General features: G+C 33.2%; 17 protein-coding genes and 1 riboswitch. Of the genes, 13 read left to right on the forward strand and 4 right to left on the reverse strand.

From position 1 onward, the window contains the following. Positions 1-107: 107 nt before the first annotated feature. The 4 genes from sigX to ACTQ5K_RS08195 all read left to right on the forward strand — a co-directional run bounded on the left by sigX (position 108) and on the right by ACTQ5K_RS08195 (position 4,537). Positions 108-674, forward strand: a complete 567-nt coding sequence (gene sigX / locus ACTQ5K_RS08180; protein ID WP_268817824.1) for an RNA polymerase sigma factor SigX — start codon at positions 108-110, stop codon at positions 672-674. Beyond that, positions 652-1,827: a GerMN domain-containing protein gene (locus ACTQ5K_RS08185; RefSeq protein WP_031537365.1), complete on the forward strand. Its 1,176-nt coding sequence runs from the start codon at positions 652-654 to the stop codon at positions 1,825-1,827. The genes sigX and ACTQ5K_RS08185 overlap by 23 nt, the downstream gene beginning before the upstream one ends. Positions 1,828-2,614: 787 nt before the next feature. Continuing rightward, entirely contained in the window at positions 2,615-3,382 is a 768-nt protein-coding gene (locus ACTQ5K_RS08190) for a M23 family metallopeptidase (protein WP_251628013.1), read from the forward strand. Positions 3,383-3,649: 267 nt separating this feature from the next. Then, positions 3,650-3,785, forward strand: a riboswitch (FMN riboswitch). A gap of 170 nt (positions 3,786-3,955) precedes the next feature. Then, positions 3,956-4,537, forward strand: a complete 582-nt coding sequence (locus tag ACTQ5K_RS08195) for an ECF transporter S component (RefSeq protein ID WP_031537367.1) — start codon at positions 3,956-3,958, stop codon at positions 4,535-4,537. Positions 4,538-4,954: 417 nt separating this feature from the next. On the opposite strand, the gene ACTQ5K_RS08200 is transcribed toward ACTQ5K_RS08195, so the two are convergent. Then, the gene (locus ACTQ5K_RS08200; RefSeq protein ID WP_031537368.1) at positions 4,955-5,203 is read right to left on the reverse strand and encodes a ferredoxin; all 249 of its coding nucleotides are present in this window, start codon (positions 5,201-5,203) and stop codon (positions 4,955-4,957) included. 313 nt (positions 5,204-5,516) lie between these two features. On the opposite strand from ACTQ5K_RS08200, the gene ACTQ5K_RS08205 reads away from it, so the two are divergent. The 5 genes from ACTQ5K_RS08205 to ACTQ5K_RS08225 all read left to right on the forward strand — a co-directional run bounded on the left by ACTQ5K_RS08205 (position 5,517) and on the right by ACTQ5K_RS08225 (position 10,027). Beyond that, complete coding sequence (locus ACTQ5K_RS08205) at positions 5,517-6,563, forward strand: helix-turn-helix domain-containing protein (protein ID WP_441993818.1); 1,047 nt, start codon at positions 5,517-5,519, stop codon at positions 6,561-6,563. Beyond that, positions 6,560-8,056, forward strand: coding sequence for a RecQ family ATP-dependent DNA helicase (locus ACTQ5K_RS08210; RefSeq protein WP_231512550.1), 1,497 nt, complete (start codon positions 6,560-6,562; stop codon positions 8,054-8,056). Before ACTQ5K_RS08205 ends, ACTQ5K_RS08210 begins: the two co-directional genes overlap by 4 nt. Positions 8,057-8,065: 9 nt before the next feature. Beyond that, on the forward strand, positions 8,066-8,665 hold the full coding sequence (locus ACTQ5K_RS08215) for a CPBP family intramembrane glutamic endopeptidase (protein WP_251628009.1): 600 nt from the start codon (positions 8,066-8,068) through the stop codon (positions 8,663-8,665). A 54-nt stretch (positions 8,666-8,719) separates the two neighbouring features. Further along, complete coding sequence (locus tag ACTQ5K_RS08220) at positions 8,720-9,436, forward strand: LysM peptidoglycan-binding domain-containing protein (protein WP_251628007.1); 717 nt, start codon at positions 8,720-8,722, stop codon at positions 9,434-9,436. 132 nt (positions 9,437-9,568) lie between these two features. Beyond that, positions 9,569-10,027, forward strand: a complete 459-nt coding sequence (locus ACTQ5K_RS08225) for a DUF2663 family protein (protein ID WP_031537375.1) — start codon at positions 9,569-9,571, stop codon at positions 10,025-10,027. A gap of 85 nt (positions 10,028-10,112) precedes the next feature. Here the strand turns inward: ACTQ5K_RS08225 and ACTQ5K_RS08230 are convergent, their stop codons facing one another. From ACTQ5K_RS08230 to ACTQ5K_RS08240, 3 genes are read right to left on the reverse strand one after another with little or no spacing between them, the layout of a single operon-like run. Next, positions 10,113-10,682, reverse strand: coding sequence for a manganese catalase family protein (locus tag ACTQ5K_RS08230; RefSeq protein ID WP_031537377.1), 570 nt, complete (start codon positions 10,680-10,682; stop codon positions 10,113-10,115). Positions 10,683-10,728: 46 nt separating this feature from the next. After that, on the reverse strand, positions 10,729-10,989 hold the full coding sequence (locus tag ACTQ5K_RS08235) for a spore coat protein CotJB (RefSeq protein WP_235249931.1): 261 nt from the start codon (positions 10,987-10,989) through the stop codon (positions 10,729-10,731). A gap of 7 nt (positions 10,990-10,996) precedes the next feature. Further along, on the reverse strand, positions 10,997-11,218 hold the full coding sequence (locus ACTQ5K_RS08240) for a spore coat associated protein CotJA (protein ID WP_031537380.1): 222 nt from the start codon (positions 11,216-11,218) through the stop codon (positions 10,997-10,999). Between the two features lie 251 nt (positions 11,219-11,469). Here ACTQ5K_RS08240 and ACTQ5K_RS08245 point away from each other — a divergent pair, with 251 nt between their 5' ends. The 4 genes from ACTQ5K_RS08245 to ACTQ5K_RS08260 all read left to right on the forward strand — a co-directional run bounded on the left by ACTQ5K_RS08245 (position 11,470) and on the right by ACTQ5K_RS08260 (position 16,144). Beyond that, complete coding sequence (locus ACTQ5K_RS08245) at positions 11,470-12,264, forward strand: metallophosphoesterase (RefSeq protein WP_235249944.1); 795 nt, start codon at positions 11,470-11,472, stop codon at positions 12,262-12,264. 132 nt (positions 12,265-12,396) lie between these two features. Continuing rightward, on the forward strand, positions 12,397-12,978 hold the full coding sequence (locus ACTQ5K_RS08250) for an adaptor protein MecA (protein ID WP_031538283.1): 582 nt from the start codon (positions 12,397-12,399) through the stop codon (positions 12,976-12,978). A gap of 743 nt (positions 12,979-13,721) precedes the next feature. Then, on the forward strand, positions 13,722-14,999 hold the full coding sequence (locus ACTQ5K_RS08255) for a Glu/Leu/Phe/Val family dehydrogenase (protein WP_235249946.1): 1,278 nt from the start codon (positions 13,722-13,724) through the stop codon (positions 14,997-14,999). Between the two features lie 176 nt (positions 15,000-15,175). Continuing rightward, positions 15,176-16,144 carry a YpdA family putative bacillithiol disulfide reductase gene (locus tag ACTQ5K_RS08260; protein WP_031538285.1) on the forward strand — a complete coding sequence of 323 codons (969 nt, stop codon included), beginning with the start codon at positions 15,176-15,178 and terminating at the stop codon, positions 16,142-16,144. Positions 16,145-16,160: the final 16 nt, after the last annotated feature.

Consider the following 16,160-nt stretch of genomic DNA (forward strand, 5'->3'; position numbering starts at 1 on the left):
TGAAGAAAAAGTACTGATGATAGTTGCACATTATAAGGAATAAGTAAAAGAAACTAGAATTAATTATAAAATACTGAAACTAATGACACTAAATTACGACTAATATATTGAACGGGGGAGGGGAAAAGATGAACTCCGTTTTTGATGAAATCTATACTAAGTATCATCATGACGTTTTTCAATTTTTATTTTATATGGTAAATCACAAGGAGACGGCAGAAGATTTAGTACAAGAAGTTTATATTCGTGTTCTAAATTCCTATCATCGCTTTGAGGGTAAGAGTACGGAGAAAACCTGGTTATTTAGTATTGCTAGAAATGTTGCCATCGACCATTTTCGTAAACAAAAGAATTGGAAAGAGCGTATTATTGATAAGTTTGACTGGTCCAAACAGCAAATAAAAGCAGATGGATTTCTTCCAGAAGAAATTACCATGCAATCGGAAGAAATGAAGAGTGTTTACAATGCGTTACAATATTGTACAGTAGACCAGAAAATGGTTATTGTGTTTCGATATATTCAAGAACTTTCCATATCAGAGACAGCGAAAACACTTGGATGGACAGAAAGTAAAGTGAAAACAACACAGCACAGAGCATTAAAGGCACTACGGACCTTTTTAGAGGAAAACGGGGGGAAGGAGGATTCTTATGCCGAAACAAAAGTGGAATGATGAAAAAATCAAGCAAACCCTTAAGCAATTGCCATCTATTAAAGATGAACGGAGCCCGGAATTTATTTATCATACTATCCAAATGAGAAAGAAATCTGTTCACAAAACAAGAGTATTCATGCCAATATTGGCGACAGTATGCACAATGATGATTCTATTTATTATTAGTCAAAGTTTTTTGGACAGCAATGAATCATTGGAGAGCGAAAGTAAAGTTGCTGATAATTCTGCTTTAATGAAAAATAGTGTGTCCGAAAAGGTAGAAGAAAATGAAATACAAAATTCTGAAATTACGGATCGGCAAACGAAAATGGCCTCACCGGCTCTTACAAAAGTTGCTATATATCATGAAGACGTAGGTGATTCTGAGGTAATAACCTATCCAATTCCTGATCAAAATATCCAAGTGATTGTTCCTGTTAGCATTTTAGTTGAAAATCCGAATCATTTATCTAGGTTTGATTTATATGTTCAAAATATAGATAAAATGATTGGTGTTAATAAACAGTTAAGTGACTATTTTCCAATTAGTCCAGAGCTGTTTACTTATCATTTAAGTAATAATACCATCGAAGTAGACACGAAACAAAAATTGACGAACATTGGTTCACATTCTGAGGACTTTTTTAATACACTAATTCAGCAGCAATTGCAGACAATTGGTGCAAAGAAAATGATGTTTTATACAGACGGAAAACTAGGAGTTGAGCTCGGTAATCGAAAAGAAACGACTATTGAATATAGTCCGCTGGAAAAACGTGCTTACTTCCTTTTGCAAGATGAATCAACAGAGAAACCATTATATGTACCTTGGGAAAAACCTTATGATACAATTGAAAATGCTTTTGATGCAATGGAAGATGATATGGAAACACATGGATTAACAGCATCAATCCCTGATACAATTGATATTGATAAGGTTTCAAAGGACGAAGGGAAAAGGCAGTTAATTGTCCATTTGTCAAATGAAAGTAAAATGGAAGAGGATCAGAAGACGTTATATGCAATCGAATCTATCCTTTTAACTGCAAAGGACTTTAAATACTCAACAGTTAAGTTTGAGAATACGAAAGTTGAAGCAGTTGGTGAATTTCAATTAACGAAAGAATTAGCTGTTCCAGTTGCTGCAAATAGAGTGGATATAAAAGAATAAAGGGAAAAGAAGCGTAGTTATTGGACGCTTCTTTTTTATGTTTTTGGTCAAATTAATTTTATGAAAATGGTGCTACCCCATGAAATTAATGAGGTCTCTGAAAAACTACAATTTAATGATAATTGTTGGTGGACGACTTTTAAATTTAGGTATTTCATTTGTTTTCCGAGGCGACAGCTCGCTTTCCATGGGGCGAGCGCCGAGCCGCTTCGTCACTGCGTTCCTGCAGGGTCTCGGACTTTCTCGCAGTTCCCATAGGAGTCGAGCTATCGCCTCTCCAAACCAACTTAATATTCGCTTTCAAATCAATAAACCCTTATTTAACTTGGAGAAACTATACTTTTTCAGTGCCCATGAAATTAATAAAGGAAGCTATTTTGAGAAAATATATTCATCCTTTTATCAAAGCTTGGAACAAAATAGGATAAAAAAAGAATAAATGAATAAAATAATTTTTGTTGCCTTTTTAAACAACTATAAGTGACAGAAGGGAAAGATTTTACAGCTGCCTATTCTATAGTTCTAACAATTAACATGTACTCATAAGTTGAAAGAGTAGAAACAGTAGGGACTGTTAGTTAAAAGAAAGAATTGCTAATACATTTTAATAGGAGCAAACAGATACAATGCATGTTTAGTAAAAAAATTGATTTTATTGTATATCTGTATATGAAGAGTAGGAATCTATGTAAATGTCAATTGCAATAGGTGAATTTTAAATGGACCTCTTCATGCAAATTTTCCATACAAGACTGTCTTTTGATACGAAAGGAAAAGGAGGATACTAATGGGAGACTATATTAGGCGAATACTTATAGCCGCTATTATGCTATTATTTATAAGTTTACTGTTTTTAGGGGGCAAGCATTCACAAGCAAAAGCATTTTCCCTCGCTGACCGCACAAAAGCATGGACTTGGCCAAGTGAAGGAATAATAACAGATACCTTTAATACAAGAAATGGGACACATAAAGGAATAGATATTGCAGGAGATCTTGGAGACAAAGTGTATGTGGTAGATGAAGGGGTCGTAACAAAATCCTATTATTCTCAATCCTATGGCAATGTTATTTTTGTTAAACATGAAAATGACTTAGAAACGGTCTATGCTCATCTAAATAAACTGCATGTAAAGGAAAAACAATTGGTAAAAAAAGGGGAATTGATTGGTGAAATGGGGAATACAGGATATTCCTCTGGTGTACATTTACATTTTGAAATACATAATAAAGAGTGGACCATTACAAAAGAAAATGCAATAAATCCAATTTTAGTATTAGGAAATGTACAAGTAGGTCAGACTGTAAAAATAGCTGTGCAAGAAGAGGTAGAGGATGTAGTAACAGAACCCATTCACTCTCCTAAAAAAAATTTGCTTCTAGAGGAAGAAAAAAAGTTGGAAGAAGAGTATATAAAGAGAAGCATGCAGAAAATGGAGCTGGAATTGGAGAAAGAAGATGACTCAGAATATACAACGATACCATATAAGAAGGCAAGTATATATCTAAAAAGCAGTGAGTATCTTATAGAAGATAAAAATGAGGAATTTACTTAGAATGTATAGGAATAGGTAAAGTGAGTTAGTTTCTTTCATGAGAGGAATCAACCGAATCCTTTTATTAAAAAAGGCTAACGGCAAAAAGCGTTCACAAGATACTATCCCGAAGTTAAAGAATAATAGTATTTTGTGAACTCTTTTTGAGTGAAAATAAGTCTTTTATATGTGAAATTGTGAACAATAAATGAAGTTCTAAGCAAACTTCTTCACAAATATTGTTTGTTTCATGTATAATAACAATTGTAAAACAACAAATTAATATTGGTCTATCTTCGGGGCAGGGTGAAATTCCCGACCGACGGTGATGAGTCTTGCACTCAAAGTCCGTGACCCTACTTCGGTAGGTTGATTTGGTGAAATTCCAAAACCGACAGTAAAGTCTGGATGGGAGAAGATGGAGGTTCTGCAATCGTTCAAAATAGCTTTTTAGAACGTTTATTAAGAATGCAACCTTTAAACTACTCCCTCAAGTATATCTTTAGCTTGAGGGTTTTTATTTGCAGTATTCTTAATAAATTGCTGAATCTTTCTTCTTAGGTAGATGGATCCTAAAAAGAAGGAGAGAAGAAAATGAAGAAAAAAATGAATGTAAGAAAGTATGTTTTGATTGGGATGATGAGTAGTTTAGCTTATGTGTTAATGATGCTTAAATTTCCAATTCCACCATTTCCAAGCTACTTAAAAGTTGACTTTAGTGATATTCCAGCTTTAGTTGCAGCACTTATTTTAGGACCTGTAGCAGGAATATTAGTTGAATTGATAAAAAATATATTGGATTATTTAATAACAGGAAGTGAAACAGGAATTCCAGTTGGTCATTTTGCTAATTTTATCGCTGGAATCTCATTTATACTGCCAACCTATTTTATTTATAATAAAATTAAGTCAAAAAAAGGGATGGCTATCGGTTTAACATTAAGTATTTTAATCATGACTGCTTTATTAAGTCTATTTAATTACTTTATCATGCTACCTTTCTATAATGCGTTAATGAAAATTCCGAATGATACTACTATATTAAGACAAACAATTATTTCCGCAATTATTCCATTCAATTTATTAAAAGGGATAATTATTTCAATAATATTTACGTTAGTATTTTCAAAAATGGGTGTATGGATTAATAAACAAATTCCATCACGAAATGTTTAATCTTAAGGGACAGGGAAAAAAGCATGTCAGCTAGCGATAAACACGAATGGTTATGCGGTAATATACGTATAACCATTCGTGTTTTAAGTTTTATCAAGAAGGTTTCAAAACAGTCTGTTGCTATTACTCGCAGTTTGAATACACTGCGCTTTCCGTGAGGCTGCACGAAAAGTATAGTTTCTCCCAATTAAATATGGGGTGATTTATTTGAAAAAGAATGAAATACCCAAATTTAAAAGTCGGCCACCAACAATTATGGTTAAATTGCAGTTTTTCAGTGCCCTCTTTTCGCCTAGTAGGTCACCTTTTTTTCGCTAATCCTATAGGGAGTATCATCTATTACACTTTATACGGCTTAATAAATAAAAAGCAGAAAGGATACATAATTCCTTTCTGCTTTGTTTATGATAAAGAAAACTATTCGAATTTTAGTGGATCTCCATCAAAAGATTCATCCGCAACTTTGATAGAATCAGTCGGACAACCTTCAAAAGCATCTAACATATCATCAAGTAATACCTCAGGGACTTCAACTGTTCCTTCATTATCATCTAACATAACGAATGCAATACCTTCGTCATCGTAATCATAAATATCAGGCGCCGCAGCTCCGCAAGCTCCACATGCAATACATGTGTCTTTATCAACAATTGTATATTTTGCCATGAGTAAAAAAACCTCCAGTGTTATTCATACGGAGTATATACATGACTAGCATACTCCTTACTATTATCTTATTGTAAGACTGAATCTTTAACTTTTCAATAAAAAAGAGACAGAAAAAGTAGAAAGTCAGAATAACTTTTCTTAAAATAGTCAAAAATTCAAGCAGTTTTTAGAAAGATTAATGCTCGCTTCACTAAAAATATTATATGTTGGGAGATCAAAGTTCACTTAATAATTGAATTCATGTTAAAATAAAAGAAATATTACAAACAAATTTCAACAAAATTTGTCGAATATAGAGGAAGATGAATGTATGTCCTTTTTGAAAATAATTATTCTTAACTGTTTATATAAAATGAATGGAGAAAGGACCATATACTCCATCCTTCATATATTAAATGGCAAAAAATCATCCCAAACAATCCAAGATATTCATATCTTTCAGTTAACCTCCTTATATCAGTCCTTTCCTATGTTAGCAAGAGAGCAATTAGAGGAAGTTATTCAAACATTATATAAGGAAAAATGGCTTGTACAGTCTTTAGATAATCATTATTTTATTAATGATACTAGAAAGGGAGAGTTGGAGAATTTGTTAAAGGATAATCCACTTCCAAATTATTTAAATGGTTGGAAATTTCATGCCATTACAGAGCCTTTTTGGCAGAGATTGTCTTTATTTATACAAGTTGCTTCCCATTTGTCTGGAAACAGTATTCGATATATACCAGTACAAAGAAATCCTGTGACCCAATTATGGCTGAAAGAGACTCTCCATTCAATAGCTATAGATAGAAGTAACATTAATAAGTACCTTTATAAAGATTTAGTAAAATGTCTTGAGGAGATTGAAATAAATCCAGCAATCCTGATTAACAGATTAACAGGTTTAAAAAAAATAGGTCTTACGTCAGATCAAGCTGCATTAGAAATGAAAATGGATCCCTCCTTATATCAGTTATCTTTTCTTGCTATTCTTCATTTTATGATAGAAAGAATCCTTTCTAATAAGGAGGACTATTCCTTATTATGTTATATGATTGAAGATAATAAAAAAAATTATACGTTAACGGCTTCAACAGCAAAAACATATGATCTTATTCAAAAAGGCCATAATATAGAGGAAATTGTTCATTTAAGAAATTTAAAACAAAGTACAATTGAAGACCATATTATTGAAGTATTATTAAATGTTCCTGCATTTCCAGTTCATAGTCTGGTGAGCGAGGAAAAAATGACGAGAATTAAAGATAGCATCGAGCAATCATCGTCTAAATCATTAAAGGTAATAAAGCAACAATTACCAGATGTCTCTTATTTTGAGATACGTGTGGTGATGGCAAGGTATGGTGATTCATGATGAAATTAGAAGACAAACTAAAAGAGTACTTTCAATTAACCCAATTTCGTGGAGGACAGAAAGAAACGATTGCGTCGGTTCTTAATCATAGAGATACGCTGGCGATGCTGCCAACTGGAACAGGAAAGTCGTTATGTTATCAGTTTGCCGGAATGCTTCTCGAAGGTACCGTCATCATAATATCTCCACTTTTATCTTTAATGCAGGATCAAGTAGAACAAATGAAGATGAAAGGGGAAAAAAGAGTAGTTGCTTTAAATTCCTTTCTAACACCAGGAGAAAAGCAACGGGTACTTAAACGAATTAACCAATACAAGTATATTTTTATTTCCCCAGAAATGATTTCTATGACTCATATCCTTGAAATTTTTCAACGAATGAAGATTTGCTTATTTGTAATTGATGAAGCACATTGTATTTCACAATGGGGATATGATTTTCGACCAGATTATCAAAAATTAGGAAAAATTCGACAAAAATTGAATAATCCTTTGACATTAGCTTTGACAGCGACAGCTACAGAAGAAATTCGCAAGGATATTAAGAGGTCGTTAAATCTAGAAAATGTTGAGGAGATTATTTATTCTGTTGATCGACCTAATATTGCTATTAATATTGAAGAATTAGCACATACCCAAGAAAAAATGGAGAAGCTTCTTGCAAATATTCAAGCGCTTGATGGGCAGGGAATCGTCTATTTCTCTAGTAAAAAGTTGGCTGAACAGACTGTTGCTTTCTTAAAAGAAAGAGCTTCGAAACGAATAATGGCCTATCATGGAGGAATGTCACAGGAAGACCGAATCCTCGTGCAACAACAATTTCAAGCTGGTCAGCTAGACGTTATTTGTGCTACAAGTGCATTTGGAATGGGGATTAATAAGGAAGACATCCGCTTTATTATCCACTTTCATATGCCTACACAATTAGAATCTTATCTTCAGGAAATTGGAAGAGCAGGAAGGGATGGGAACCAGAGTGTGTCGATGGTTCTTTATACACCAGGCGATGAATGGATTGCTTATCAGTTAATTGAATCGGAGTTGCCAGATGAGCTTCAGATTAATAAATGGAAAGCACTTTTAAGGAAATACCGAACATTTGATGATTGGATGAAAAATGAAAGTTATCAGTTACAAATGCTTTTTTCTGAAATACAGTGGCGAGTTTTGGAATCATATATTGAGCCAAAAAATAAATCAATGGAAGAATTGTGGCATTCTCTAGAATTATATTGTAAGTTCCGTGAAGAAAGAGTGAAAGTAAAAAAACAGAAAATACAAGAACTGATAGCTTGGTTACATTCTGAAACATGTAGAAGAAAGTATATTATGGAATATTTCGGAGAAAAGTACAAAAGCAAAAGAAAAGAAAAATGCTGTGACAGATGTGGATTGGAGTTATCTGATTTCTTTCAAAGTAAGAACAATAGACAGGATATGCCACAAGTTGATTGGAAAGAGCAGTTAGCTTTTATTTTAAATATAAAAAAGTAGGGTATGAAAATGAATAAAGCAAAATATATGGAGTTAATTAACCAATTGACAGATCGTGATCTATTGAAAAATGTATATATGACCCAAGTTATCCTATTAATTATAGCTTTCTTTCTACATATGATTATATTTAGATGGAATCCTCCAATTACCGAGTTATTTAAGTATGAATGGACAGATTTTATAATTGGAATCATTGCGGCACTTGTGGTTGTAATATTGGATATTTGGTTGATGAATCGGTTTACTACTCATTATCATGATGATAGTGGTGTGAACAAACGAATTTTTCAAGATAGACATCCTTTTCATATTGCGTTCATAGCATTAGTAGTAGCATTTAGTGAAGAATTACTTTTTCGTGGTGTCATCCAGTCTAATTTAGGGCTAGTTCTAAGTTGTCTTCTTTTTGCTATTATGCATTATCGGTATTTATTCAATCCTTTTTTATTTGCTAATGTTGTATTAGTAAGTATTGTTATTGGAGTCTTATATGAAGTGACAGAAAATCTTTGGGTTACAGTGATTATGCATTTTCTTATTGATTTCCTGCTCGGCTGTATTATTCGGTTTAATTTGTTTCAAAAGGAAATTTGCGTATCAAAGTGAATGTTCGGTGGAGGAAAAGCTCACTTATTGGGGAACTGTTAGGATGGGATGTAAATGAAAAAAGAAGATCCATATAGGGTTCAAGCTGAATTACAGAAACAACGTTTAGTAAAGGTGACAAAGGAAGAGGAAAAATCCGAGGAACGAGCGGAAGAATCGTCATTGCCTTCAAGAAGCGCTGTTCATAAAAATAAAAAGAAAAAATTTAAAGTTCCAATAATTAGTTTATTAGCATTTATATTTGTGCTCTTGCCAGTTGTCTTATTATTAATAAATAGTTTATTAAATGGAAAAGATTTTTCTAATCTTTTATCAACAGAAAATACTTCTAGTTTATTTGAAAATGTAAATATACAAAAAGAAAATCCATCCAATAATAAATCAAATCAGGACAAAACGGAAGAAGGAGAACAAGAAGAATTAGTGATAGATAGTAATACAACCGAAACAGAAGAAGAGGAAGATGTACCTACAGATAATTCAAAAGAAAAAACGGTAGAAGAAGAGGATAAAGCAACAAAGGAAACGACTGAATCGGAACAAACAAGTGAGAATCCGCCAAAAAATGAAGAAACGGAAGAGGTCATGGAGCAAGCAAATGCAAATGAGAAGATAGTATATCATACTGTCGAAAAAGGAGAAAATTTATATCGAATCGCTTTAAAATATTTCCCTAATGGGGATGGAATCGAAAAAATAAAATCCGCTAATAATATGACAAATGACCAAGTTCAGTTAGGACAAACGTTAAAAATTGTACTTGAACAATAATTAATTAATTCTAACTTGTCCACTAACTACATATATATTTATAAAGCGATTGATAAGTTATGTTGCTTACACATGAGGTCTATGTGAAGAACAGATACTTTAAAATTGTGCTATTTAAAGGAGGGAGCGACTTTGGAAAGTCCAATCTTCCCTGAAGACTATGTGTTAGATGGAACAACTAAAAAAGTTATCCTAAAAATAATCGAGAAAAAGAAAAAATTTGATCTGTTAAAAAGACGTCACATACTCATTATGTGGTGTACTATCTTTACGACCTTTTGTTATTTTCTTTGGCTTTATAAGCAAATTGCTATACCCTATTCCCATTCATTTGCTGTTATGTTTTCCGTGTATGTGGAAGAAAGCATTAATCTTTATATTCTTCTGTTTATAATCGGAGTATTTGGATATATGAATGTATTGAGACAAAAGAGGGATAAAGCAGAAAAAGAGTTCCATGACTTGCGTTGCGAGTTTATTGATAAAAGTAAAGATTTATTTGGGAATAGTGAAACGTGGAACAGACGACATGAAATGTATAATAAATTAAAAGATTTCTACGACATAAATTTATTTCATCAAGCAAAGTAAAAAGGTGTAAGATATGAAGAGGGCTATAAAGAACAAAAGATACCTACGAGGGAGGTATCTTTTTGAATATAAACAGAAAATAACCTTAAAAAATCTTTTTCTGCTGCCGATCATCTTTAATAATTTCTACTGCCTCTCTAAAACGCTGGGAATGTACGATTTCTCTTTGTCTAAGAAAACGGAGGCTATCATTTAAATCTGGGTCATCACTCATATTGATGATCCATTGGTATGTGGCCCTAGCCTTTTCCTCTGCAGCTATATCTTCATATAGATCAGCAATTGGATCTCCCTTTGCCTGTATATAGGTTGCTGTCCAAGGATTGCCTGCAGCATCATGGTAAAATAAGGCGTGGTCATGATTAACATAGTGATCACCAAGACCTGCAGCCTTCAGTTGATCTGGAGTAGCATCTTTCGTTAATTTATATATCATCGTAGCAATCATTTCTAAATGAGCAAATTCTTCTGTTCCTATGTCTGTTAATAATCCAATAACACGATCAGGGATGGAATATCTCTGATTTAAGTATCTTAATGCAGCTGCAAGTTCACCATCTGCACCTCCATATTGTTCAATTAAAAATTTTGCAAGCATTGGATTGCAGGTACTCACTTTAACGGGGTATTGTAACTTTTTCTCATATAACCACATAATATTCTTTTCTCCTTTATCGCAAAATTAAATATTTGAAGTATGTTTACACTTGCCAAGGCCAAGGGGGTGAATCCCAATCCCATGGTGAACCAGATGGGCTATTTCCAAATTGCAATAAAGGTCCATATTTGCTTTCATATAACTTTTTGAATTTTTCTCGTTCTTTTACATAATGGTTAAATTGATTAATAGCATCTTGATCGTGATGATGGGTATCTAAGTATAGGGTTAGTTCGACTAGTACAAAGTCGACGGCTTGGAGCTGTTCTAATAATTGATAATATTCAGGTGGAAGCTGCTTCATAATTTTTTCACTCCCTTATTTTTTTCTCATATGGACTGTAGTAAGGGTCGTAAAGAGCTTTCCATAGAGTGCCTGCTTTTAAAGCTTCCATTGGACTAAACTGAGGAAGGTGTGGTGGCTGAAAACCAAGAAATAAATTGGGCGGCGTTGAGTACACTTTTGTTTTTATCGGTGGACAGGGATCAAACTGACTGATAAAAGGATGATATTCTCTGTAAAATGAAGGCATAATAATTTCCCTCCTTTATAATTGGTATACTTTACATCTTATGTCTAGAAATTAATTTACATGCTTTCTTTTATAGAAGCTCAACTTTTCCTTCTTGCTTTTTTTACAAGTGAAATCTAAAAAATAGGAATATTTTGTTTCCATTTAGCTAATCGAAATAAAAGGAAATGGTATTCTTAAAATTAGTAAAACAAGCTGAAATTGTATTAAAATAAAGGAATCAGCATAAAGGGTAATACGGGGAGGTTTTTATGGTATTTTTATTGGGCGGCTTTATTTTGCTTGTAATTTTTTGTATTGCATTCCTTATCTATATGAAAAATATCGCGAATGAGAATAATGTGAAATATGAGCTATTCTACTTTCCTAACTTTCCTTCATCGATCCATGAAATAACGCTATTTTTTATTTCGGATATACACCGAAGAACCATTGACGATACTATAATCAATGAGGTGATTGATGTAGCAGAGCTGGTAATAATAGGTGGAGACCTTTTAGAAAAGGGGGTAAACTTGGAGCAAACAAGGGAAAATTTACGCAAGCTGAAACAAATTGGACCCGTTTATTTTGTCTGGGGAAATAATGATTATGAAATAGATCGGGATGCATTAGAGAGTTTGTTGAATGAAGAAGACATCGTTTTGTTGGATAATAAAGCAGTATCTTTTATGTCATCAAATGGAGAAGGCTGGTCTTTAATTGGAATAGAAGATTATTCGTTAGAGTATGATGATTTAGAAACGGCACTTCAACAGGTAGAGAACAATAGCTTTAAAATATTAATTAGTCATAATCCAAAAATAATCGAAGAATTAGATGAAGAAAATCAAATTTCTTTAGTATTAAGTGGTCACACTCATGGTGGCCAAATTCGGATATTTGGTTTTGGACCATATGAATTAGGTGGAACAAAGCTAATCGGAAAGACTACTTTGTTTGTTAGTAATGGATACGGCACAACAAGTATTCCTTTAAGATTAGGGGCAAAGCCAGAAACACATATTATTAGAATTCAACACAAACAGAATGAGGAAGAAATATAATTTTTTAAGCCAACAGTTTGAATAGTTGGCTTTTTCATTTTAAATAATCTCACTTAATAATATTACTCACCGATTACTCCTTCTTTTCATAAACTGCATTAAGAGTTTTTTCAAGGAGCAGGAGGCGTAGTCATGCGTTTGGAGAGATTAAATAGTAATAGAATTAAAATCCATCTGACCACCGATGATCTGTATGAACGTGGATTGACCAAGGAAGATATATGGAAAGACTCGATAAAGTGGCAGTATTTTTTTCATGAAATGCTTGAAGAAGCAAATGATTTATTTGATATGGAGATACATGGATCAGTAGCTGTTGAAATATTTTCAATGAAAGCTCAAGGTATGGTAATGATTTTAACCATAACAGAAAATGAATTGGATACAGAAGAAATCTTATCAGAAGGTTTTTTAGAGATGCAAGTAACTGTAGAAGAAACAGTGGATATATTATATGAATTCATAGATATAGAGGATGTTATTGACGCAGGGAAACAATTAGTGCAAAATAATTTTACTGGCGGTTCATTATATAATCTAAATGAAATATATTATTTATGCTTTACAGATATTTCTTCGTACAAAGAAGAACAAATGATTGCTATTCTAAGTGAGTATGGGGAAAGTAGTTTAAAGAGTATATACATTATTGAAGAATATGGAAATACGATAATAAGCGATAATGCTATTGAGACGCTAGTACAGTATTTCTAATTTGTTAGAAATACTAAAGCAGCCTGTATACGTAGAATCATACGAGGATGGGCGGTTAGACAGGTGACACTCGTTTGAAGATATGTGTATTCAGGCTGTGGCTAATAGCAACCAACATATACGAAAATTCCTTTACATATAAATGAGATAGAATGATTTTCCTTTTTATTCTTATGTTTTTTAGAATAAAGTTGCTTTAAAAGCAAATAAAATCATCTATCTTTTTTTGTGATTTTAGAAAATATTCTACATAAAAATTTACAAGTTGATGATTGGTAAAACCTGTTGAAAGTGTTAAAATGAAATGGGGATATCCTTCCCATCATTTTTGTTTGGCCTCAAGTAATTTTATCGAGTAAAGAAATTAGTTTATAGACAAATGAATTAATGATAATTAAATGAGGGTGGGGTAGGACAAAGAATCGTTTAATTGAATATACTGATAGTAGTAGAATATGAAATAAAAAACAGTTATCCACAGTAAAAAATGGATTTATTGATGGAGAATATGCCTGAAGCTGGCAAAATCAGATAGCTTATGTGTTAGTTGATTCTGTATCAAGTTTTCTGACGAATTTTCTTGCATCTTGCAGGTAAAAGAGTATACTATGCTTTGAATTAGCAAATAAACAAGAAATAATAAAATCATTTATGTTTTCGATTCTATAAAAGAAGCTAAATAATTATTCTTATAAAGAAGAACTACAGTTTATAAACTGGTAGTTTTTTAGGAGGATTTATTAATGGTAGCCAACAAATCTAACGAGAAGAATCATGTAGAAGAGCAACACGATGTTTTGAAATCAACACAAACAATAATTCATAAAGCTTTAAACAAGCTTGGTTACTCAGATGAAGTGTATGAATTATTAAAAGAGCCGATTCGAATGATGACAGTTAAAATTCCTGTGAGAATGGATGATGGAACTGTAAAAATCTTCACAGGCTACCGCGCTCAGCATAATGACGCAGTTGGACCTACAAAGGGTGGTATTCGTTTTCATCCGAATGTTACAGAAACAGAAGTGAAAGCACTCTCCATTTGGATGAGTTTAAAATGTGGAATTGTGGACCTTCCTTACGGTGGTGGGAAAGGTGGAATTGTCTGTGATCCTCGTGATATGTCATTTAGGGAATTGGAACGATTAAGCAGAGGTTATGTACGTGCAATTAGTCAAATTGTTGGTCCGACGAAAGATATTCCTGCTCCAGATGTTTTTACTAATTCACAGATTATGGCATGGATGATGGACGAGTATAGCCGAATTGATGAATTTAATTCACCTGGATTTATTACAGGGAAACCACTTGTATTAGGTGGATCACAAGGACGAGAGACTGCTACTGCTAAAGGTGTTACCATTTGTATTCGGGAGGCCGCAAAAAGAAGAGGCATATCTATTGAAGGTGCACGAGTTGTTGTACAAGGATTTGGAAATGCGGGCAGCTTTTTGGCTAAGTTTATGCATGATGCTGGTGCAAAAGTAATTGGTATTTCAGATGCATATGGAGCATTGCATGATCCAGAAGGTTTGGATATTGACTATTTATTAGATAGAAGAGATAGTTTTGGGACTGTTACTAATTTATTTAATAATACAATTTCAAATAAAGATTTACTGGAATTAGATTGTGATATTTTAGTTCCTGCAGCGATTGAAAACCAGATTACAGAACAAAATGCTCATAATATAAAAGCTAGTATTGTGGTGGAAGCGGCAAATGGACCTACAACATTGGAAGCTACCCGTATTTTAACGGAAAGAGGAATATTATTGGTTCCTGATGTATTAGCTTCAGCTGGAGGAGTTACTGTCTCTTATTTTGAATGGGTTCAAAATAATCAAGGGTACTACTGGACAGAAGAAGAAGTAGAAGAAAGATTAGAAAAAGTAATGAGCAAATCCTTTAAAAACATCTATGATACTGCCGAAATGCGTCGTGTAGATATGAGATTGGCAGCATATATGGTGGGGGTTAGAAAAATGGCGGAAGCATCTAGATTCCGCGGTTGGATATAAAATTGGCTAAATCTATTGCTCAATTTACAAAAATCTCCTATCCTTATAGGTAGGAGATTTTTTATTTTGGCACTTTTTAGGGTAAATTTCTTCCACATAGCGATTCCATATTCATTAATAGAAAAGGATTTCTTAAGGAAGTTTACCCTTATGGTAAAATGTTAGGAGTGAACGATTTGAAAAGAGAAGAGGCTATTATCATTGGTGCTGGTCCATGCGGTCTGGCAGCAGCAATCGCTTTAAAGAAAATAAATATAAATCCACTAATTATTGAAAAAGGAAATATTGTAAATGCCATCCATGGTTATCCTACTCATCAGACATTTTTCAGTACAAGTGAGAAGCTGGAAATAGGTGAAGTAGCTTTTATAACAGAACAATATAAGCCTAATAGAAATCAGGCGTTAGTATATTATCGAGAAGTAGCAAAAAGAAAAGAGCTTCGCATTAATGCATTCGAAGAAGTTCTGGAAGTTAATAAAACAGAAGAGCAATCATTTATTGTAAAAACGGAAAAAGCAACATATATTGCTCCCTATATTATCGTTGCAACTGGATATTATGATCATCCAAATTATATGAATGTTCCAGGAGAAGAGTTAGAAAAGGTAATGCATTATTTTAAAGAGGCACACCCTTATTTCAATCATGATGTAACGGTCATAGGCGGGAAAAACTCAAGCGTAGATGCAGCAATTGAATTGGTGAAAGCTGGCGCAAGAGTAACAGTTTTATACAGAGGCAGTGAATATTCTTCCAGTATCAAGCCATGGATTTTGCCCGAATTTGAATCGTTAGTGAGAAAAGGGATTATCAAAATGGAATTTGAAGCAAATGTCGTAGAAATTAAAGAAACGACACTTCTTTATGAAGTGAATGACCAAATTCATGAAATAAAAAATGATTTTGTGTTTGCGATGACTGGATATCATCCTGATCATGAATTTTTAAAAAAAATGGGTGTAGAAATCGAGAAAGAAACAGGGAGACCTATATTTGACCCAGAAACGATGGAAACGAATAGGAATGGAATATTTATTGCTGGGGTAATTGCGGCAGGAAATGATGCAAATGAAATCTTTATCGAAAATGGAAGATTTCACGGTGAGCAAATTGCCAAAGCGATCCTAGAAAAAAATAGATAGGTCCGAATACTCCTTA

Source organism: Niallia sp. Sow4_A1 (assembly GCF_052116745.1).
GTDB lineage: Bacteria > Bacillota > Bacilli > Bacillales > Cytobacillaceae > Niallia > Niallia hominis.

Excerpts from the sequence above, each read along its gene's own strand:
- ACTQ5K_RS08185 (WP_031537365.1), top strand. The coding sequence starts at position 652 with ATGCCGAAACAAAAGTGGAATGATGAAAAAATCAAGCAAACCCTTAAG.
- ACTQ5K_RS08190 (WP_251628013.1), top strand. The coding sequence starts at position 2,615 with ATGGGAGACTATATTAGGCGAATACTTATAGCCGCTATTATGCTATTA.
- ACTQ5K_RS08195 (WP_031537367.1), top strand. The coding sequence starts at position 3,956 with ATGAAGAAAAAAATGAATGTAAGAAAGTATGTTTTGATTGGGATGATG.
- ACTQ5K_RS08200 (WP_031537368.1), bottom strand. The coding sequence starts at position 5,203 with ATGGCAAAATATACAATTGTTGATAAAGACACATGTATTGCATGTGGA.
- ACTQ5K_RS08205 (WP_441993818.1), top strand. The coding sequence starts at position 5,517 with ATGTCCTTTTTGAAAATAATTATTCTTAACTGTTTATATAAAATGAAT.
- ACTQ5K_RS08210 (WP_231512550.1), top strand. The coding sequence starts at position 6,560 with ATGATGAAATTAGAAGACAAACTAAAAGAGTACTTTCAATTAACCCAA.
- ACTQ5K_RS08215 (WP_251628009.1), top strand. The coding sequence starts at position 8,066 with ATGAATAAAGCAAAATATATGGAGTTAATTAACCAATTGACAGATCGT.
- ACTQ5K_RS08220 (WP_251628007.1), top strand. The coding sequence starts at position 8,720 with ATGAAAAAAGAAGATCCATATAGGGTTCAAGCTGAATTACAGAAACAA.
- ACTQ5K_RS08230 (WP_031537377.1), bottom strand. The coding sequence starts at position 10,682 with ATGTGGTTATATGAGAAAAAGTTACAATACCCCGTTAAAGTGAGTACC.
- ACTQ5K_RS08235 (WP_235249931.1), bottom strand. The coding sequence starts at position 10,989 with ATGAAGCAGCTTCCACCTGAATATTATCAATTATTAGAACAGCTCCAA.
- ACTQ5K_RS08240 (WP_031537380.1), bottom strand. The coding sequence starts at position 11,218 with ATGCCTTCATTTTACAGAGAATATCATCCTTTTATCAGTCAGTTTGAT.
- ACTQ5K_RS08245 (WP_235249944.1), top strand. The coding sequence starts at position 11,470 with ATGGTATTTTTATTGGGCGGCTTTATTTTGCTTGTAATTTTTTGTATT.
- ACTQ5K_RS08250 (WP_031538283.1), top strand. The coding sequence starts at position 12,397 with ATGCGTTTGGAGAGATTAAATAGTAATAGAATTAAAATCCATCTGACC.
- ACTQ5K_RS08255 (WP_235249946.1), top strand. The coding sequence starts at position 13,722 with ATGGTAGCCAACAAATCTAACGAGAAGAATCATGTAGAAGAGCAACAC.